The sequence below is a fragment of the Dictyoglomus sp. SSW genome (genome assembly GCF_055181335.1).
Map to the genome: position 1 here is coordinate 1,718,390 of NZ_CM143705.1, position 19,132 is coordinate 1,737,521.

At 31.6% G+C, this 19,132-nt stretch carries 18 protein-coding genes and 1 tRNA gene; 9 read left to right on the plus strand and 10 right to left on the minus strand.

Annotated elements, in window-relative coordinates:
- Nucleotides 1–5: 5 nt before the first annotated feature.
- Genes ACY3JM_RS08535 through ACY3JM_RS08545 form a run of 3 tightly spaced genes read left to right on the plus strand, consistent with a single transcriptional unit; the run spans nucleotide 6 to nucleotide 5,769 of the window.
- Nucleotides 6–1,685, plus strand: a complete 1,680-nt coding sequence (locus ACY3JM_RS08535; protein ID WP_463083428.1) for a helicase HerA domain-containing protein — start codon at nucleotides 6–8, stop codon at nucleotides 1,683–1,685.
- Nucleotides 1,686–1,687: 2 nt separating this feature from the next.
- Complete coding sequence (locus ACY3JM_RS08540) at nucleotides 1,688–2,863, plus strand: metallophosphoesterase family protein (protein ID WP_463083427.1); 1,176 nt, start codon at nucleotides 1,688–1,690, stop codon at nucleotides 2,861–2,863.
- Complete coding sequence (locus ACY3JM_RS08545; protein ID WP_463111280.1) at nucleotides 2,860–5,769, plus strand: AAA family ATPase; 2,910 nt, start codon at nucleotides 2,860–2,862, stop codon at nucleotides 5,767–5,769. Before ACY3JM_RS08540 ends, ACY3JM_RS08545 begins: the two co-directional genes overlap by 4 nt.
- Here ACY3JM_RS08545 and galU read toward each other — a convergent pair.
- Both galU and ACY3JM_RS08555 read right to left on the minus strand, forming a co-directional pair.
- Complete coding sequence (gene galU / locus ACY3JM_RS08550) at nucleotides 5,735–6,601, minus strand: UTP--glucose-1-phosphate uridylyltransferase GalU (protein WP_463083425.1); 867 nt, start codon at nucleotides 6,599–6,601, stop codon at nucleotides 5,735–5,737. The genes ACY3JM_RS08545 and galU overlap by 35 nt on opposite strands.
- A gap of 15 nt (nucleotides 6,602–6,616) precedes the next feature.
- Nucleotides 6,617–6,970, minus strand: coding sequence for a hypothetical protein (locus ACY3JM_RS08555; protein ID WP_463111281.1), 354 nt, complete (start codon nucleotides 6,968–6,970; stop codon nucleotides 6,617–6,619).
- Between the two features lie 207 nt (nucleotides 6,971–7,177).
- Here ACY3JM_RS08555 and nifV point away from each other — a divergent pair, with 207 nt between their 5' ends.
- From nifV to ACY3JM_RS08575, 4 genes are read left to right on the plus strand one after another with little or no spacing between them, the layout of a single operon-like run.
- Complete coding sequence (gene nifV, locus ACY3JM_RS08560; RefSeq protein ID WP_463083423.1) at nucleotides 7,178–8,326, plus strand: homocitrate synthase; 1,149 nt, start codon at nucleotides 7,178–7,180, stop codon at nucleotides 8,324–8,326.
- Between the two features lie 2 nt (nucleotides 8,327–8,328).
- Nucleotides 8,329–9,585, plus strand: coding sequence for a 3-isopropylmalate dehydratase large subunit (locus ACY3JM_RS08565; RefSeq protein WP_463083422.1), 1,257 nt, complete (start codon nucleotides 8,329–8,331; stop codon nucleotides 9,583–9,585).
- 15 nt (nucleotides 9,586–9,600) lie between these two features.
- Entirely contained in the window at nucleotides 9,601–10,101 is a 501-nt protein-coding gene (locus ACY3JM_RS08570; protein WP_463083421.1) for a 3-isopropylmalate dehydratase small subunit, read from the plus strand.
- The gene (locus tag ACY3JM_RS08575; protein WP_463111282.1) at nucleotides 10,102–11,253 is read left to right on the plus strand and encodes an iron-containing alcohol dehydrogenase family protein; all 1,152 of its coding nucleotides are present in this window, start codon (nucleotides 10,102–10,104) and stop codon (nucleotides 11,251–11,253) included.
- 3 nt (nucleotides 11,254–11,256) lie between these two features.
- Here the strand turns inward: ACY3JM_RS08575 and ACY3JM_RS08580 are convergent, their stop codons facing one another.
- The 7 genes from ACY3JM_RS08580 to ACY3JM_RS08610 all read right to left on the minus strand — a co-directional run bounded on the left by ACY3JM_RS08580 (nucleotide 11,257) and on the right by ACY3JM_RS08610 (nucleotide 16,553).
- A complete protein-coding gene (locus ACY3JM_RS08580) occupies nucleotides 11,257–11,931 on the minus strand; it encodes an acyltransferase (RefSeq protein ID WP_463111283.1) in 675 nt (224 codons plus the stop codon).
- A 14-nt stretch (nucleotides 11,932–11,945) separates the two neighbouring features.
- Nucleotides 11,946–12,812 carry a methylenetetrahydrofolate reductase gene (locus tag ACY3JM_RS08585; protein WP_463083418.1) on the minus strand — a complete coding sequence of 289 codons (867 nt, stop codon included), beginning with the start codon at nucleotides 12,810–12,812 and terminating at the stop codon, nucleotides 11,946–11,948.
- A complete protein-coding gene (locus ACY3JM_RS08590; protein ID WP_463091608.1) occupies nucleotides 12,809–13,417 on the minus strand; it encodes a methylenetetrahydrofolate reductase C-terminal domain-containing protein in 609 nt (202 codons plus the stop codon). The genes ACY3JM_RS08585 and ACY3JM_RS08590 overlap by 4 nt, the downstream gene beginning before the upstream one ends.
- On the minus strand, nucleotides 13,401–14,252 hold the full coding sequence (locus ACY3JM_RS08595) for a bifunctional 5,10-methylenetetrahydrofolate dehydrogenase/5,10-methenyltetrahydrofolate cyclohydrolase (RefSeq protein WP_463111284.1): 852 nt from the start codon (nucleotides 14,250–14,252) through the stop codon (nucleotides 13,401–13,403). Before ACY3JM_RS08595 ends, ACY3JM_RS08590 begins: the two co-directional genes overlap by 17 nt.
- A 9-nt stretch (nucleotides 14,253–14,261) precedes the next feature.
- Complete coding sequence (locus ACY3JM_RS08600) at nucleotides 14,262–15,896, minus strand: formate--tetrahydrofolate ligase (protein WP_463083415.1); 1,635 nt, start codon at nucleotides 15,894–15,896, stop codon at nucleotides 14,262–14,264.
- Nucleotides 15,893–16,414: a metallophosphoesterase family protein gene (locus ACY3JM_RS08605; RefSeq protein WP_463083414.1), complete on the minus strand. Its 522-nt coding sequence runs from the start codon at nucleotides 16,412–16,414 to the stop codon at nucleotides 15,893–15,895. Before ACY3JM_RS08605 ends, ACY3JM_RS08600 begins: the two co-directional genes overlap by 4 nt.
- 49 nt (nucleotides 16,415–16,463) lie before the next feature.
- Nucleotides 16,464–16,553, minus strand: a tRNA-Ser gene (locus ACY3JM_RS08610).
- An 89-nt stretch (nucleotides 16,554–16,642) separates the two neighbouring features.
- On the opposite strand from ACY3JM_RS08610, the gene ACY3JM_RS08615 reads away from it, so the two are divergent.
- Entirely contained in the window at nucleotides 16,643–17,203 is a 561-nt protein-coding gene (locus ACY3JM_RS08615) for a nitroreductase family protein (RefSeq protein WP_463111285.1), read from the plus strand.
- Entirely contained in the window at nucleotides 17,200–18,012 is an 813-nt protein-coding gene (locus tag ACY3JM_RS08620; protein WP_463111286.1) for a sugar phosphate isomerase/epimerase family protein, read from the plus strand. Before ACY3JM_RS08615 ends, ACY3JM_RS08620 begins: the two co-directional genes overlap by 4 nt.
- On the opposite strand, the gene pheA is transcribed toward ACY3JM_RS08620, so the two are convergent.
- A complete protein-coding gene (gene pheA, locus ACY3JM_RS08625) occupies nucleotides 17,988–19,058 on the minus strand; it encodes a prephenate dehydratase (RefSeq protein ID WP_463111287.1) in 1,071 nt (356 codons plus the stop codon). The genes ACY3JM_RS08620 and pheA overlap by 25 nt on opposite strands.
- Nucleotides 19,059–19,132 lie beyond the last annotated feature (74 nt).

Consider the following 19,132-nt stretch of genomic DNA (forward strand, 5'->3'; position numbering starts at 1 on the left):
TAATCATGGACTTAAAATGTGTAGGATACTTGGTGGGTGAAAGTTTTTGCGATAGTTTTCAATTTATTACTAATGAAGAATTAGCCCCTAAAAGATTGGAATATGTCATAATTAAAGGAACTGCTGCATCGGATGAAGAGGTAGACGTATTAGCTCAAGTAGAAAGTCTAAAGGCTTTTTCAGATATATTAACAGAAGATCAGGAATATGATGCAACCACAAGACTTTTAGAATTAAATTACAAAATACCACTAAAGCTCATTGCTACAGCCAGAGTTTTAGGCTATTTAGATATTGATGATAATATTCAGCTTCCAAGATCAGTTTCCTTACCAGGTTCTCCGGTTTTTTTAGCTCCTGATGATCTTCTTAGAAGATTCTTCACTCATAAAAAGGCCACCGCTATAGAAATTGGAACCTTACTTTATAGGCCTAATGTCAAAGTAACTCTTGATCCCAATGGACTTAGGAGACATCTGGCCATAATTGCTCAAACAGGAGCAGGTAAATCTTATCTTACAGGATTACTTTTAGAGAAACTTGTAAAACTTGGTGCTACTATTTTAGTATTTGATCCTAATAGTGACTATGTCTTACTAAGAAGGAAAAGAAATAATTTAAAAGAATTTTCATCTATTGCCCAACAAGTTAACATTTATAGAATACCTCAAGTAAAAGGGAGATTTACGGATGATATCATTGGGGGTGTAATACCCTATTCAATCAGATTTAGTGAGTTAGAAAACGAACAAATAGCAGAAATATTAGGAATCTCAGAATATAGTAACATAAGAGATGCAGTTGAAACAGCTATAGAGGAACTTAGAAAAGAAGGTGTTGATTTTACCCCAAAGGAACTTTATGAAAAATTACAATCTATGGCAGGTATAGACGAGGAAGAGGAAAAAGAAGAAATATTAGATTTTGACGACTATGAAAAAAAATATGTAAAAAAAATAGAGAAAAAGAATAAAAAATACTCTGAAGAAACAATGATTGGAGCAAGAAAAGCATTAAAATATGTAAAATGGATAAAAGATTATCCAATATGGGGATTTAAAGATATAAAGATTGAGGAAATTCTAAAACCTGCTCAGATATCTGTCATAGATTTGGCAGGTATAGAGAAGAACCTACAAGATTTAGTAGTAAGTAAATTGTTAAATGATATATGGACTAAAGCAAAATCAGAAGGACTTACATATCCCTTATTTATTGTATTAGAAGAAGCCCATAATTTAGTGCCAAAAGAGAAAGCAGAGAAATTAAGAAGTGCTAAGATAATAAATTCAATTGCAGCGGAAGGACGAAAATTTAAAGTATTTCTTATTGTGGTCACACAAAGGCCCTATAAAATAAGCAGTAATACTTTATCCCAATGTGGAAGCCAGATAATAATGAGATTAACCAATCCTACAGATCAAAACGCAGTAAAAGAAGCATCAGAAGCTCTTTCAGAAAACTTATTTAATGATCTTCCTGGATTAAACATTGGAGAAGCTATTATCTTAGGAAGATTAACCCGTATTCCTGTAATGGTAAAGATTGGGGAAAGAGAAACTGCAGAAGGAGGTTTTGATATAGACATAGATGAAGAATTTGAAAAAGCTCTAAAAGATGCTCAAAATAGAGATATATTCGAAGATATTATAACCGATCTCCCTGATATTGGGAGTGAAATCTAAACATGATAAAAATTCTTATAACTGCTGATAACCATTTAGGTAAATACTACAAAAAGTTAGTACCAGAAAGACTAAACGAAAGAAGAAGAAAGATAAGAGAAGCATTTAAAAAAACAGTAGATTATGCCATTGAAGAAAAGGTAGATATATTTATACAAGCTGGAGATTTATTTGATTCTACAAATCCCAGGAATCAAGATTTGGCCTTTGTTGCTCGAGAGTTTTCAAGATTAAAAAGAAACTATATTCAAATTTATACTATTGGTGGAAACCACGATGCTCCAAATATGATAGATAGTGATGCCTTTCCCATGAAAATTTATGAAGAAGTAGGTTTAATAAAATCTTTTTTATCTCAATCTAATATTAACGTAGATATATTTGAGAAGGATCAGAAATTAATTATATCTGGTTTATCCCATGATCCAAGAAAAAAGGGAAGAATTGATCCCTTAGAAAATATAAAATTATCAGATTCTATACCTCAAGATAATAATATATGGAAAATCCTAATTCTCCATTACTCCTTTGAAAAATATGCTCATCCAAAATCTTCTGAGCCTCAAGTATCACTACATACTTTATATAGCCTCCCCTTTAATATTTATATATTGGGACACCTCCATGAGAAGAATATTTATAAATTTGGAGATAAAATACTAATAATACCAGGAAGTACTGAAAGATTTGATTTTGGAGAAATAGATCTTACTCCAGGTTTTTACCTATTAAAAATAGAAGGAAAAAAGATTGACATAATTCACGAAAAAATAGAACCACAACCTATGAAAATCATGGAAATAAAACTTTCAGAAATTACAGAAAAAGATTATACCAATGCTATTATTGAAAAAATATTAAGAGAATCTCAAAAAGATCTTATGTTAAAATGCAAAATTGTAGGAGAAATTCCTATATCTATATATAGTTCCATAAATTTTAGCAAGATACTAGACGAAGGACTTAAAGCTAATTTCTTATTTGACTTAGATACGCAAAATTTGAGAATAAAAGGGAAAGAGATATCAATAATACCATCAGAAGATTTCAGTTTTGAAAAGAATCTGTCTAAAATAACAGAAAAATACTTGGAAGAAAACAAAGAAGATCAAGAAGCTATAATAGAAGCAGTTAAATGGATAAGAGAAGAGTTAAAAATTAGAGGAGAGTTCTTATGATAAAACTTGTGAGCTTAAAACTTAGAAATTTTAAACAATATGAAATAGCATCTCTAAATTTTCCAGATCAGGGAAGAATACTTATAAAAGGGAGGAATGAGGCAGGAAAAAGTAGTATATTTGAGGCAATTTATTTTGCACTTTTTGGGGAAGGACTCGAGCACAATAATAGTGATCTTATAAGATTTGGAACTAACGAAACAACAGTAGAGCTTACTGTAAAAACTAATGATAAATTAATAACCATAAGAAGAGTCCTTCCTCTTAATAAAAACCAAGACGCCTCTTTGGTTATAAAAAATATAAATGAGCAAACTACAAAACAAGAAATAGTAAAAGGACCAAGAATTGTAAACAGTAGAATAGTTAAAGAAATAGGTCTTGATGGAGATATATTATTAAACACATGTCTTGTAGCACAAAAAAAATTAGATGCCTTAGAAACTTTAAAGGCTGGAGACAGAAGAGAAATAATATCCAAATTATTTAACTTGGATTATCTTTTGAATATTTCTGAGAAGGCAAAACAGATCAAAAATGAACTTGAGAAACAAAAACCCCAATATGAACTTTTGAAGAAAGCAGCTGAGGCTAAAAGAGTTTTACCAGAAATTGAAGAGGAATTAGATAAAATCCATATAGAAATAGGAAGGATTGAAAAAATCGAAAAATCTAAAAATATATACAATTTGGAATTAACTTTAAATAATCTTAAAGAAGAAATTAGAGACTTGGAACAAAATCTTGAAAACCTAAAAAATAAAGTAGAAACCTTAGAATTCTTAAGAGAAGAAAAAAGAAAAATAGAAGAAATAACAAGCATTAAAGAAAAACTTCAAATATTAGAAAATCAGAGAGAAAAGCTTCAAAAAGAAATAACTAATTTAGAAGAAAGAATAACTAAAGAAAAGGAACTTTCAACTCAACTTGAAGGGCTTAATAATGTTATTAAGATAAAGCAAGAAATTGAAAAATTAGAAAAAGTATTAAGTGATGGAAATAATTTAATATCAAACCTTCAAGAAAAATTCACAAAATATAAGGAATTAGAAAACAAAACATCAAAAGAAAAAGAATTACAGGAGGAGAAAGATAAGCTCCAAAAAGAAGAGAGAAACTCACTTCTTAAGAAAAATCTGTTAGAATTAAGAATTAAGAAACTAAGAGATATATTAGGAAAAATACAAGAAATACCTCAAATAGAAGATACATATAAAAGGGCTTTAGAATATCATCAACAAAAGAATAAGGTTTATGAATTAATTTATAAAGTACAAAAAACTAAAAAATACTTTGTTACCTCATCATTCATTACACTACTATCTTTAACATTAGCTATCCTTTTATCAAAAATATTTTTTATCACTACAGGAATATTAACCATTTTATCCATCTACTTTTATCAGAATTATGCAAAGATCAATAAAGAGTTTACCAAAGAAAAAAATCTTCAAGAATATATTGAGAAAGACATTCCTCTCGAACTCAAAGAAAAGAATCAAGAAGAGTTAGCCTTAATATTAAATAAAATTAAAGAGAAAAAAACATATAAAAAGGAACAAATAGAAAGATTAGAAGAAAAACTTAAAATGAAACTTAATCAAACCAATAATTTAATTACAGAAATAGTACAAAAGAAAGCTCACATAGAAAGTGAACTTAAAAATATTGATTCTTACAAAAATGAAATCCATAAATTATCCTTAGAATTCCAAGAAAAATTAAAAGAAAGTAACTTGGACAAAATAGAAGAGAAGTTAAAAAAGTTATCAGACACCCTTAAAAAGAAGGAAGAAGAATTAATCTCCTTAAGAGAAAAGGATACTATGCCTGAAAAGGAACTATCTTATCTCATTTCTCAAAAAGGCTCTATAGAAAACGAGCTTGAAAATATAAGGAGATTAAAAGAGGAATTAGAAAGGAAAAAAAGAGACCACAAAAATATTGAAAACGAAATATCAAAAGAACAGGCAAATTTAGAAGCAAAGATAAACGAATTAAGAAGAAGTGATGATAAGTATATGTCAGAAATAGAAGAATTAATAAGACAGCTGGAAAATGATAGAGTAAAAGAAGAATATGAAAAAATTGCTCAAGAACTAAACAAGAAAAAGGGCGAAAAAAACTCTATAGAGAAAAATTATCAGGATCTAATAACTGAATTTTCCAAAAGATTTGTAGAGGATTGGAGAAACTACATAAATGAAGTATTTGATGAAAATTTAAAAGAGAAATTAATAATAAAAGAAAAAGAACTCCTTCAACAAAAAGGTGAAAAAGAAGGAATACTAAAAGAATATGAGCTAAAAACAGGAAGTAAAAGAGAAGATTTAGACCCAGAAAGGATAAATCAAGAATATATTAAATTAGAAAAAGAAATTATTAAAATGAACTATGCAATGAAGATTGCAGATACCACAAGAGAAACTATATTAAAAGCAATTAGACCAAGAACAGAATCCTTCATGCAAAAAATATTACCCATTTTAACCTCAGATAGATATCATTATGTAGAGATTGGGGACGATTACAAATTAAAAGTTTACACAAGTTTCAAAAAGGAACCCTTAGAAAAAAACATTTTTAGCGGAGGAACACAAGATCAACTTTCCTTAGCTTTAAGACTTGCTTTTGCTATGGCCACGTTACCTCAAGATAAGGGTATACAGCCCAAATTTATATTCTTAGATGAACCTCTTGGATCTTTTGATGAGGACAGAGCAAAAGGCTTATTATACCTTCTCACTGAAGGAGAAGTAGCAGAGCATTTTGATCAAATCTTTCTTATAACACATGTTCCTATCGATGAATCTATTTTTGATGAAATCTACTATGTAGAAAATGGTAAAATAACAAAAGTACAGGAAAACATTACTCAATCTTTAGATTACGAAGATAATTCTTAAATTGTTCTCCTAAATCTTCTCTCTGAAGAGCAAGTTCTACTGAAGCCTTTAAAAAACCAAGTTTACTTCCAGTATCATATCTCTTTCCCTTAAATTCATAAGCATATATAGCTTCCTTCTCTAATAATAATTTAAGTCCATCAGTAAGTTGTATCTCTCCCCCCCTTCCTGGCCTTACCTTCTCAAGCATATTAAAGATTTCAGGAGTTAATATGTATCTCCCAACAATAGCTAAATTAGAAGGAGCTTCTTCCACGGAGGGTTTCTCTACCAGATCTGTTACTTGATAAATCCCTTCTTCAATCTCTCTTCCAGAAATAATACCATAGTTTTTAACCTCATTCCTTGGCACCCTTTCCACTGCAACAATAGAACACTTATATCTCTCGTAAATCTCTATCATTTGCTTTATACATGGAATATTACTGACTATTAAATCATCACTCAAAATAACAGCAAAAGGTTCATCTTTCACTAATGCCTTTGTTACAAGCACAGCATGACCAAGACCCAAAGGTTCCTTCTGTCTTATATAATAAACTGTACCAAGCTCTGATATTTCCCTAACTTGTCTTAAAAGATCTAAATCACCTTTCTTTTGAAGAAAATATTCCAACTCAAAAGATATATCAAAATGATCCTCAATAGCCCTTTTATTCCTACCAGTTACTATTATGATTTCTTCAATTCCTGAATTTACAGCCTCTTCTACAGCATATTGTATTATAGGTTTATCAACTACTGGAAGCATCTCTTTAGGCTGAGCCTTTGTAGCAGGTAAAAATCTGGTACCAAGACCAGCAGCAGGAAAAACAGCTTTCTTAATACTCATCTTTGAGTTCCTCCTCTAATTTTCAGGAATTTTAACTATAACTAAAGTTAAACTCTCATTTTCTACTCTAAGCTGATGACAAATCCCAGCAGGAATTATTAAGACATCACCATCTTTTATATTTATCTCCTCTGGTTCTATAATTTCACATTTTCTTATTTCTCCTTCCTCAATCTCTGTACCCCCACTATATTTATCACTTAATAATACTTTCCCTCTCCCTTTAAATACGATATACATATCATTGACTCTTTTATGAACCTCTGTATCACTTATAAAAGTTGGAGAAAAGTTTAAAAACCTAACCATAAAATTACCTTTTTTATAATCTTCCAAATTCCCTTCAGAAAGTGAAAATTTTCTAAACATATCATTCCTCCCCAAAAAGTTTAACAAACCTCTAATTATTCTATACATTAAAGATTATTTAAGCAACTTTTTTTAATTACAATTTTGTGCTAAAATTAAATGGAAAAGCTGATAAAAATCGCAAAGGTGCTTTGGACGAAAGGGGCCAAAGCACCTTTTTTAGTTTTTAGTGAAAGATAAATATTTAAACAAGGAGGCGTATAAAATATGAAGGATACAGAAATAAAGATAGTAGATACAACATTGAGAGATGGAGAACAAACAGCTGGAGTAGTATTCTCAAAAGCTGAAAAACTCCAAATAGCAAGAATGCTTGACGAAATAGGAGTACATCAGATCGAGGCTGGTATCCCTGTCATGGGAGGAGATGAGGAGGAAGCAATAAAGGCTATAGTAAAGGCTGGCCTCAAAGCCAGTATTATGGGATGGAATAGAGCTGTTATAAGTGATATTGAGGCATCATTGAGATGTGGTGTGGATGCAGTAGCTATTTCTATTTCTACTTCCGATATCCATATAAAATATAAACTTAAAAAGACAAGAGAATGGGTTTTGGAAAATATGGTTAAAGCTACAGAATTTGCCAAGAAACATGGAGTATATATATCGGTAAACGCAGAAGATGCCTCAAGAACAGACTTAGAATTCCTACTCCAGTTTGCAAAAGCAGCCAAAGAAGCAGGCGCAGACAGATTGCGATTTTGTGATACTGTTGGAATAATGGAACCTTTCACAATATACGAGATTGTTAAGACCATTATAGAAAAGGTAGGAATTCCTGTAGAAATGCATACCCATAATGATTTTGGTATGGCTACTGCCAATGCTTTAGCAGGAGTAAGAGCTGGGGCAACCTATGTAGGCGTAACTGTAAATGGACTTGGTGAAAGAGCTGGAAATGCAGCATTGGAAGAAGTGGTCATGGCCTTGAAGTATATTTATAACATAGATGTAGGAATTAAAACTTATAAATTGAAAGAATTATGTGAGTATGTAGCAAAAGCTTCTGCAAGAGAATTACCTGTAAATAAAGCTATAGTAGGTAAAAATATATTTGCTCATGAATCTGGCATACATGCAGATGGTGTAATTAAATATCCTAAAACATATGAAGTATTCTCTCCAGAAGAGGTAGGAGGAGAAAGACAGATAGTAATTGGTAAACATTCAGGTACTCATGCTCTTATAAGAAAATTCCAAGAATATGGAATCACTTTATCTGAAGAGGATGCCCAAGAATTACTTAAAAAGGTAAGAGCTCTTGCTGTAGAACTTAAAAGACCTTTATTTGATAAAGAATTAATGTATCTTTATAATGACTATCTAAAAGAAAAATTAGAAAAAGAAGGAGTGTAAAGATGGGAAAAACCATAGTAGAAAAAATTTTTTCTAAGCATGCTGGTAAAGATGTTAGAGCAGGAGATATTGTTATTGCTAAATTAGATGCTTTAATGGGACAAGATGGCACATCCCCATTAGCAATAAAAGTCTTTGAGGAATTAGGAGGAACAAGAGTTGTAAATGCAGAAAAAGTACTTATTGTTATGGACCACTCTGTTCCTCCCCCTAACGAAGGAGTGGCTAACCTTCACAAGTTAATGAGAGAATTTGCAGAAAAATATGGAACTCAGATTACGGAATTTGGAGAAGGGGTATGTCACCAAGTTTTTATGGAAAGAGGTTTAGCTATTCCAGGAAGTCTGGTAATTGGGGCGGACTCCCATACATGCACTTATGGGGCATTAAACTGCTTTTCCACTGGGGTAGGATCCAGTGAGCTTGCAGCAGCAATGTATACGGGTAAATTGTGGTTTAAAGTTCCAAATACTGTTAAAATCAATCTCAATGGCAAACTTCCTAAGTGGGTTGTTTCAAAGGATATCATATTATACTTAGTAGGATACTTTAAAGCTGATGGATTAACATACAAAGCAATTGAATTTGATGGAGAAACTATTAGAGACCTTTCTATAGATGGAAGAGCTACAATAACTAATATGGTCGTAGAAATGGGTGCAAAAGCTGGTATTATGCCATTTGATGAAAAAACAAGGGAATTTTTTAAAAACATAGGAATGGATATAAATAGTGGTATTGAAGCAGACAAAGACGCAGAATATGAGGCTGTTTATAATTTTGATATTTCTAATTTAGAGCCACAAGTAGCCTTACCCCATACTGTGGACAATGTATATCCCATATCTCAAATAGAGAAAATAAAAATTCATGAAGCTTTTATAGGAACATGTACTAATGGTAGATTGGAAGATTTAAGATATGCAGCTCAGATATTAAAGGGGAAAAAGGTAGATAAAAATGTTAAACTTATAATCACTCCAGCATCTAAGCGAATATATACGCAAGCCTTAAAAGAAGGACTTATTGAAATATTTTTAAATGCAGGAGCTATAGTTACAAATCCTGGTTGTGGTCCATGTGTAGGAACACATCAAGGAGTACCAGCTGATGGAGAGAATGTTATATCTACTGCAAATAGAAATTTTAAAGGAAGAATGGGAAACAATAAAGCCTTAATTTACCTTGCATCTCCTTTAACAGTAGCTGCCTCAGCGATAAAGGGAGAAATTACTGATCCTCGTGAATTTTTAAATTAGGAGGAAAGAATAAAAATGATATTAAAAGGTAAAGCTCATAAATTCGGAGACGATATAAATACTGATTATATTATATCTGGAAAATACAAATTTAAATCCTTAGACTTTAATGAGATGTCAAAACATCTCTTTGAAGATTTAGATCCAGAATTTTATAAAAAGATAAACCCAGGGGATATAATAGTGGCTGGAAAGAATTTCGGATGTGGCTCCTCAAGAGAACAAGCCCCTTTAGTTATAAAATATGCAGGAATAAGTTTAGTAATTGCCAAAAGTTTTGCAAGAATATTTTACAGGAATTCAATTAATATTGGTCTTCCCCTCATAGAAGCTAATACTGATGAAATAGATAATGGAGATGAACTAGAGGTAGATTTATTTCAGGGAAAAATTTATAATAAGACTAAAAACATAACCATATTATCTAAGAGTACATTTCCAGATATCATGGTAAAAATATTACAAGCAGGAGGATTAGTAGAGTACCTTAAAAAAGAGGGAGATTTTAAAATATAAATGCAGAATTTTTCTTTTTATCTACCTGTAAAGATTAAATTCGGTATAGGACTCTGGGAAAGAATTCCCGAAGAGTCCTATGCTTTGGGAGCCAAAAAGATACTCTTAGTAACTGGTAGAAAGCATCTAAAAAATACAGGAATTTTAGATAAATTACTTCATCTTTTTAATAATTATCAAGTAGAAGTAATCGTTTTTGATGATGTACCTCCAGAACCACCATATTATGTAGTAGATAATGGTGCTGAGATTGCAAAATCAAAAGAAGTAGATTTAATTGTAGGAATAGGAGGTGGAAGTGTCTTAGATGTTGCAAAAGCTATAGCTTTAAAGATAAATCTTCCAGGTTCTATATGGGACTATATAGGTGAAAAAAGTGAAAAAATCTCTACACAAAGTATACCATGTATATTAGTCCCTACTACAGCGGGTACAGCAAGCGAAGTAACTAAGGTATCAGTACTTATTAACCCAGACACTAAAGAAAAACTAAGTATAAGGCATGATAGTTTATATGGAAAAATTGCTATTGTGGATCCTTTACTTACTTTATCCATGCCAAGAGAAAATACTATCTATAGTGGCTTAGATGCCTTTATTCATTCATTAGAATCTTTTTTATCACTAAATAGCAACATTTTAACTGATCCCATTTCCATTAATTCTCTTAAAATTGTTTATAAATATTTGCCAAGAGTAATTGAAAATTTAGAAAGAATAGACTTAAGGGAAAAATTACTTTATGCAAGCACTATTAGTGGAGTGGCTTTCTCTCAAACAGGACTTGGAGGCATTCATGCCTTAGCCCATCCTATAGGAGTATATGCTAATATACCTCATGGTCTTGCATGTGCTCTCGTTACCCTTCCAATGCTAGAATATAATTTGGATATTTTACCAAGAGAGAAAATCTCAACCCTTGGCAGAGCTGTAGGGGTCTATTCTTTGAGATCTGCAAAGGAGAAAATTTTGAAAAAAATAGAAGAATTTTTAAAAACTTTAGATATAAAATTAGGGCTCAGAAATTACGGAATATCAAAGGAACAGCTATCAATTATTGCTAAAGAAGCTCCAAAGACAGGCTCTTACAAAACGAATCCTCGAGCCCTAAACTATGAAGTAATCTTAGAAATTCTCAAAAAAGCTTGGTAAATCCTATTTTAAGCTAACTATATCTAAATCAGGTTTAAATTTTACTATTGAATTAGAAGGGAAATACCCTCTTACAGAAGCATTAGGATAAACTAGTACTTTTTTACCTAATATGGTGCCAGGATTTAAAACAGAATTACAACCTGTCTCACTCTCATCTCCTACAATTGCTCCCAATTTCCTTAATCCGGTATCATAAACTTCACCATTTACACTTATTCTTACTGTAGAGGAAGGTCCCATCTTTAAATTAGATATTTTTGTCCCAGCCCCTAAATTAACCTTATGACCTAAAATACTATCACCAACATAATTGAAATGAGGGGCTTTTGCACCATTTAGTAATATGCTATTTTTAACCTCTGTACAATGCCCCACTACACAATTATCCCCTATATAAACATTTCCTCGTATATATGCACCTTGTCTTATCTCACAATTTTTTCCTATATAGGCAGGACCCTTTATATATACAAATGGTTCTACGACTGTACCTTCACCTATATATACTGGACCCTCTATGAAAACTCCTCCCTGAATAATACCCTCTATATCTGGCTTTATATACTTTTCAAGAAAAGTTTTTAGATTTTTTAAGGCTTCCCAAACATATTCAACATTTTTAAAGAGATCTTCCTCTATTCCATCAATTTCAAAAAAATCTTCTGGTGCCCACATAGACATATCCTCCTTTACCATCTTAATATATTCATAACTTCTATAATATCTGATGGCTTAGATGCAAGAAAATGAACACCATTAACCAACTTACTTTCTTTAATTTTACTACATAAATCTACACAAAGTTCAATACCAATATTTTTTATGTTATCTTTTCTCTCAAATTTTTCTAAAATATACCTTGGTATTTTTATGCCTGGCACATTATTTATCATATAGTCAATCATCTCCAAGGATTTAAAAATAGTAACTCCAACGATTATCTTTACCCCACTACCTACCTTTTCTCTTACCCTTTCCATTATTGATAGATCAAATACCAATTGGGTTTGAAAAAACTCAGCTCCTGCTAAAATTTTCTTTTTCATCTTTAAAATCTCAATATCTAAAGGAGTAAGATTAGGATTAAAGACTGCTCCCAAGAAAAAATTAGGACTTTTATTTAATTTTTTTCCTGCAAAATCTTCCCCTGATTCTAACATCTTTGCTATCTTTAATATATTTACTGCGTCTAAATCAAACACAGGTTTAGCACTTTTAGATATACCAGTGGTTGTATAATCCCCCGTTAAAACTAAAACATTTTTTATACCAAGGGTATACGCACTTAATAGCTCACCCGAAATGGCAACCCTATTCCTATCCCTGGCTGTAATTTGAAAGATAGGCTCTATTCCCTCTTTTAACAACAAATAGCTTCCTACTAAAGAGGTGATTCTAACACCTACATTTTGGAAATCAGTAACATTTACTGCATCTACTCTATCTTTTAACATTAAAGTCTTGCTAACAAAAGAAGAAACATCCACTCCTCTCGGAGGACTGACTTCTGCTGTAATTATGAATTTTCCCGATTTTAATTTTTCCTCAAAATTCATTCTTGTAAAAGTATTTTACTAAAATCTTTTGGTGGAACAATCTTGAGGAAATCTTCTTCAGATATTCTATTTGTTCTAAACAAAATTACCCAAGGACATAATCTCTCGTAAACCTCACATATCCCATCTTCTGCTCCACCACAAGGTCCATTTCTCATCTTTTTAGGACATAACTTTTCCATACAAAGATTCCCTGTATAATAAATCCAACATTCTCCACAAGCAGAACATAATCTTGCAAAACTACCCAATGATCTACCAGGTTCGATCTTCAGGGTATTAGTAGCTGGGATAACAGGTTTCTTAATATAATTTGGTAATATTTGAGGTAATCCCCCACAAGTAAATGTCAAAATATTATCAGCTCTACTTATATCAATCCCAATCTCATCTATTATCCTCTTTAAACTACCCACATTACACTTATCCTTAGTAAGATCATAAACTCTCACTATATCTATTTCTAACTCAGACAAATAAGAAAATATCTCTTTATTCTTTTTCTCAATACTTTCAAAACCACAATTATCACAAGAGAAAATAAATATTTTTTCTCCTGATATTAAATTTTTTATTTCTTCTATCTTTTTAATTTCGATCTTCATTCTTTTCTATAGCCTTTAATAAATTTAACGCCAATATTCTCGTGGTTATTACCCCTACTCCACCTGGAACAGGAGTTATAGCTTCAACCTTATTCTTTACGCTCTCAAAATCAACATCACCTACTAATTTTCCATCTAACACATTAGTTCCTATATCAATTACAATCCCATTCTCTTTTACCATATCATCTGTAATTATACCAGGTTTACCTACAGCTACCATCAAGATATCTGCCATCTTAGTATAAAACTTTAGATCTATTGTTTTTGAGTGACATATTGTTACAGTTGCATTTCTTTGCAAAAGAAGAAGGGATAAAGGTCTTCCCACAGAAATACTTCTACCTACAACTACTACATTTTTACCCTCTATAGGAATATTATAAAAGTCAAGAAGTTCGATAACCGCCTGTGGTGTACAAGGAAAAAATGTATCTTCACCAGCCATCAATTTACCTAAGTTCTCATAAGTTATTCCTTCCACATCTTTTGAAGGCGGAATATACTGGAAAGCCTTCAATTTTTCTAAATTTTGAGAAAGAGGTCTGAGAAGCAAAATCCCATGAATATCTTTATTTATACCAAGCAAATTTATTTCGTTAATAAAATTATCTATAGAGATATTTTCATCAAGATTTATATTATTTATTTTTATTCCAAATTTTTTAAAGATCTTTTCTATACTATTTGCATAAGCCTCTGCTTCAGGATTATTACCCACTCTAACTACACAAAGAGTTGGAGTAATTCCCTTTTCTATATATTTTCTTACCTTTTCTATAATTTTTCCTTCCAAATTTTCTGCCACACTCTTTCCATATAAAATCTTCGCCATTTTACCCTCCTAAATCACTCCCTTAATATCCCCATTATCATCAATATCCATTTTACAAGCTGATGGTATCTTAGGTAATCCTGGCATTGTCATTATATTTCCAGTATATACAACTATAAATCCTGCCCCTCCAGAAATCTTTATTCTTTGCACATTTATTACAAAATTCTCTGGCTTTCCAATAAGCTTAGGATTATCTGAGAGAGAAAATTGGGTTTTTGCCATACAAACAGGTAATCTTTTAAATCCCCATTTTTCTATTTTTTTAAGATCTTCTTTTGCCTCGTCTAAAAACACAACATCTTTTGCTCCATAGACATTTACTGCAATCTTACGGATTTTATCCTCATAAGGTTCATCAAGATCATAAAGAAAAGCAAAGTTATTTGGATCATTTTCAATAGCAAAAAGAACTTCTTTTGCTAATTCTAATCCACCTTTTCCACCCTTTTCATATACTTCAGAAACAGCAACCCTTATACCTTTTTCCTTTAACATCTTCATTACAAAATTTATCTCTTTTTCTGTATCTGTAGGAAACCTGTTTATCGCTACAACAACTGGCAAACCAAATACTTCCTTGACAATATAAACATGGTGGAGAAGATTAGGAAGTCCTTTTTCTAAAGCATCTATATTTTCCTTATCCCAATCTTTTTTTAATCCACCATGATACTTCAAAGCTCTTATTGTTGCAACTAAAACTACCACATTGGGTTTTATATCACCTATTCTACATTTTATATTAAAAAACTTTTCAGCTCCCAGATCCGCCCCAAAACCAGCCTCAGTAACCACAAAATCAGCAAGCCTCAAGGCCATCTCCGTAGATATAAGAGAATTACAACCATGAGCAATATTAGCAAAAGGACCCCCATGTACAAAGGCAGGAGATCCTTCTAAGGTTTGTACCAAATTGGGAGATAAGGCATCTTTTAAAAGTACTGCCATAGATTTATGAGCTTCTAAATCCCTACTAAAAACAGGATCTCCTTTTTTGTTTATACCAACAACAATATTGCTAAGTCTCTCCTTTAGTTCCTGAATATCTCTTGAAAGAGAAAGAATAGCCATAACCTCAGAAGCAGCAGTTATATCAAATCCATCTTCCCTTGGTATGCCATTGCCTTTTCCTCCAAGTCCACTTACTATAAATCTTAGTTGGCGATCATTCATATCTAAACATCTTTTCCAGAAAATTTGATTAATGTCTATTCCAAGTCCATTTCCTTGATATATGTGATTATCTAACATAGCAGACAACAAATTATTAGCAGAAGTTACTGCATGAATATCACCTGTGAAATGTAAATTTATATTTTCCTCTGGAATAACCTTGGCCTTACCACCCCCAACAGCTCCCCCCTTAACTCCAAAAATAGGACCCATAGAAGGCTCTCTTATACATATAATGGTTTTATAAGATAAAAAATTTAAAGCATCACCAAGTCCTATAGTTGTTGTGGTTTTTCCCTCACCTAAAGGGGTAGGATTCATAGCACTTACAAGAATCAATTTCCCCTTTTCTTTATCTTTAAGTCTACTTAAAACCCTCCAATTAACTTTTCCTATATACCATCCATAAGGCAAGATATCTTTTTCGGAAAGTCCCAATTCTGATACAAGATCAAAAATCTTCTTCACTCTATACCTCCAAGATTCAGGTCTATAGTAATTATTTCTCCCCAGACCTTATCTCCATCTATATAAAGATAACCTATAGTATTTTTATCAGTAAAAAATCTATCTGTTGGAGATCCTGGATTGAAAAAGAAAATTTTATCATCCCATTCCATAAGAGCATGATGAGTATGCCCAAAGACAATAACATTAATATTCTCTAAATCTTCTTCAAAAACCTTCTTGACCCTGTCTTTAATTCCCCATGGAGCACCGCTACCATGAGTGATTCCAACCTTTACTCTTTCAAGAGTAATAATCCTTTTAGAAGGTAAAACTTTTTTCACTTCCCATGAATCCATATTTCCATGTACACCAATAACATCAGCTATTTTTTTAAGTTCAGGAAGAAAGAAAAGCTCTTCCCAATCACCAGCATGCAATATAAGATCAACTCCTACTAATTTTTCTAAAATAATTTTAGGAAGATACGGAAAACGAGAAGGAAGATGTGTATCAGAAATTACTCCAATTTTTAACATTCGTTCCTCCAACGTTAGAGAAACATTTTTAAAATATATAATAAAAAATTGGCGGGGAGGGTGGGACTCGAACCCACATGGCCGCGAAGGCCTTACCGGTTTTCAAGACCGGCCCCTTAGCCAATTCGGACACCTCCCCGATGTCCAAGAAAATTATACCATAAAAATTTTTAATTTTGTTTAAAATCTTGTGATATAATCTAAGAAAAAGGAAGGAAATTTTATAAAATGGATGTTAAAAAAGCAATTCAAGAAAGAAGATCTTTAAGATCATTAGAACCTTTTGAAGTTACCGAAGAATTAATTTTAGATCTTGCTGAATCTGCATCCCTTGCACCTTCATGTTTTAATAATCAACCATGGAGATTTATATTTACATATGACAAAGAACTCTTAAAAGAACTATATACTGCTCTAACACCAAGAAATAATTGGGCTTTTGTATCATCATTAATAGTAACTGTATTTACAAAATATGAATTAGATTGCCAAATAAAAGGGAGAGATTATGCTCTATTTGATACTGGAATAGCAGTAGGCTTTATGTTATTAAGGGCAACTGAGCTCGAAATGATAGCTCATCCAATAGCAGGTTATGATGAAGAAAAGGTTAAAAAGATTTTAAACATACCTGAGGATATGCAAGTAATAGCCCTTATTATATTTGGGAAAAAAGCTGAAAAGCCAAGTACTTTATTATCTGATGAACAAAAAGAAAGAGAATTAAAAAGACCAGAAAGGCTTCCTATAGAAAAATTTGTATTTATAAATAAATATACAGAAAAATGAAAATATCGTGTTCTACAGCAGCTTTTATTGATCCATCCTCATCTACAGAACAAAAATTAAAAGATTCTATAGAAGCTATCAACAATATAGTTAAACATGGCTATGATGGTATAGAACTTTTTATACCAAATGTATTCTCTGATGAACAAAAAGAAATCCTATTCCAAGAAGCTTCAAAAATAAAAGGAAAAATACTTACGATTCATGCCCCTAAAAATACTCTTCATCGACCCTTAAAAGAAATTTTTACTCCTTTAACTAAATTAATCAAAAAGGCATCAGATTTAGAGGTAAATTATATAGTTTTACATCCACCATTCCAAAAAAACTTCAAATCCTTAATAAGAACAATATTCTACATTTTGGACAATATTTTACTTTTTGCTAAAAGAAACAATGTTACACTTACAATAGAAAATGTACCATACCTTTTAGATCCTCCAGAGTTTTTTAAAAACATTTGTGAAAAATATAAGGATGGTTTTGGAATAACCATTGATATAGAATATCTTTATTCCACTCCCTATTCCTTAGACAAATACCCTAAAGACCTTCTCTACAAATATCTGAAGAATATTCATATAAGAGATTATGATGGAAAAAGTTTTGACGAAGAAGGAAATAGAAGATACCTAAAACTTGGTGAAGGCTTTATAAACTTCAAAGAACTCTTCGAAAAACTTTTTGAGATAAACTATGACAGTATCCTAACAGTAGAGACTGTATTTAACGATAAGATAGAAGATCTAATCTATAGTAAAGAATTTATAATTAAACATCTACCTCAGAAATCATTAGCTTCTGGATAAGAACCAAGTATTTTAAAATCTAAACATTCTTCCTTTATCTTATCCAATGCTCCCTTTACTTTATCATCTTCAACATGTCCCTGAAAATCAACAAAAAATCTATACTCAAAAGGTTTAGAAGGTACTGGTCTTGATTGAATTAAAGTCATATTTAATCCAAAATCATGAAGAGGCCGTAAAGCCCTATAAAGAGCTCCCGCTTGATGTTTCACTGAAAAAATTATGGAGGTTTTATCCTTACCTGTCGGTTTTGGAATATTTTTACCAAGCACTAAGAATCTCGTCTTATTATTCCATGCATCTTGTATATTTTCAGCCATTATATTTAAGCCAAAAATTTCAGCTGCAAAATTACTTGCTATTGCTGCACTATTTTTTTCTTTTAACACTAACATGGCAGCATAACTAGTACTAGAAGTTGGTATTTCTTCTACATCAGGTAAATTTTGCCTCATCCATCTCCTACATTGGGCTAATGCTTGAGGATGAGAATAAACTCTTTTAATCTTTTTAATATCCTTCTCTGTGGATAATAAGGAATGTCTAATGTCCAAATATACCTCACCTATTACCTTATTTGTAGTAATTGCTAAAAAATCCATAGTAACCCCTACTGTTCCTTCTAAAGAATTCTCAATAGGTACTACTCCAAAATCTGATCCTTCCTCTAAAACCTTAAAAATATCTTCCACAGAAGGTAAAGGAACAAATCTAACTCCTTCCCCAAAAAATTTAACAGCAGCCTGATGTGTAAAACTTCCTTCAGGGCCAAGATAGACTACAGTTAAATCTTTTTCAAGACTCCTCAAATAACTCATTATACTTTTAAAAATTCCATAAACCGCCTCTGGAGGTAGAGGCCCCTCATTTTCCTTTATAAGTCTTTCCAATATTTCCTTTTCCCTTTTAGGGTCAAAAACAGGATAGTCTTTTTCTTTTTTCCAGTTTTTAATTTCTAACACTATCTTTGCTCTCTCATTTAAAAGATTCAAAATCTTTTTGTCAATCTCATCTATCAATCCCCTTAATTCATTTAATTTTTCCATAACTAACCTCTTTTAAATCTATAAATTTTTATAAATTCTATAAGATAAAATCTTATTAGGTCAATATCTATTGT

What these genes read in the sequence shown, in the direction of transcription:
- ACY3JM_RS08535 (WP_463083428.1), top strand. Translation starts at nt 6, where the DNA reads ATGGACTTAAAATGTGTAGGATACTTGGTGGGTGAAAGTTTTTGCGAT.
- ACY3JM_RS08540 (WP_463083427.1), top strand. Translation starts at nt 1,688, where the DNA reads ATGATAAAAATTCTTATAACTGCTGATAACCATTTAGGTAAATACTAC.
- ACY3JM_RS08545 (WP_463111280.1), top strand. Translation starts at nt 2,860, where the DNA reads ATGATAAAACTTGTGAGCTTAAAACTTAGAAATTTTAAACAATATGAA.
- galU (WP_463083425.1), bottom strand. Translation starts at nt 6,601, where the DNA reads ATGAGTATTAAGAAAGCTGTTTTTCCTGCTGCTGGTCTTGGTACCAGA.
- ACY3JM_RS08555 (WP_463111281.1), bottom strand. Translation starts at nt 6,970, where the DNA reads ATGTTTAGAAAATTTTCACTTTCTGAAGGGAATTTGGAAGATTATAAA.
- nifV (WP_463083423.1), top strand. Translation starts at nt 7,178, where the DNA reads ATGAAGGATACAGAAATAAAGATAGTAGATACAACATTGAGAGATGGA.
- ACY3JM_RS08565 (WP_463083422.1), top strand. Translation starts at nt 8,329, where the DNA reads ATGGGAAAAACCATAGTAGAAAAAATTTTTTCTAAGCATGCTGGTAAA.
- ACY3JM_RS08570 (WP_463083421.1), top strand. Translation starts at nt 9,601, where the DNA reads ATGATATTAAAAGGTAAAGCTCATAAATTCGGAGACGATATAAATACT.
- ACY3JM_RS08575 (WP_463111282.1), top strand. Translation starts at nt 10,102, where the DNA reads ATGCAGAATTTTTCTTTTTATCTACCTGTAAAGATTAAATTCGGTATA.
- ACY3JM_RS08580 (WP_463111283.1), bottom strand. Translation starts at nt 11,931, where the DNA reads ATGTGGGCACCAGAAGATTTTTTTGAAATTGATGGAATAGAGGAAGAT.
- ACY3JM_RS08585 (WP_463083418.1), bottom strand. Translation starts at nt 12,812, where the DNA reads ATGAATTTTGAGGAAAAATTAAAATCGGGAAAATTCATAATTACAGCA.
- ACY3JM_RS08590 (WP_463091608.1), bottom strand. Translation starts at nt 13,417, where the DNA reads ATGAAGATCGAAATTAAAAAGATAGAAGAAATAAAAAATTTAATATCA.
- ACY3JM_RS08595 (WP_463111284.1), bottom strand. Translation starts at nt 14,252, where the DNA reads ATGGCGAAGATTTTATATGGAAAGAGTGTGGCAGAAAATTTGGAAGGA.
- ACY3JM_RS08605 (WP_463083414.1), bottom strand. Translation starts at nt 16,414, where the DNA reads ATGTTAAAAATTGGAGTAATTTCTGATACACATCTTCCTTCTCGTTTT.
- ACY3JM_RS08615 (WP_463111285.1), top strand. Translation starts at nt 16,643, where the DNA reads ATGGATGTTAAAAAAGCAATTCAAGAAAGAAGATCTTTAAGATCATTA.
- ACY3JM_RS08620 (WP_463111286.1), top strand. Translation starts at nt 17,200, where the DNA reads ATGAAAATATCGTGTTCTACAGCAGCTTTTATTGATCCATCCTCATCT.
- pheA (WP_463111287.1), bottom strand. Translation starts at nt 19,058, where the DNA reads ATGGAAAAATTAAATGAATTAAGGGGATTGATAGATGAGATTGACAAA.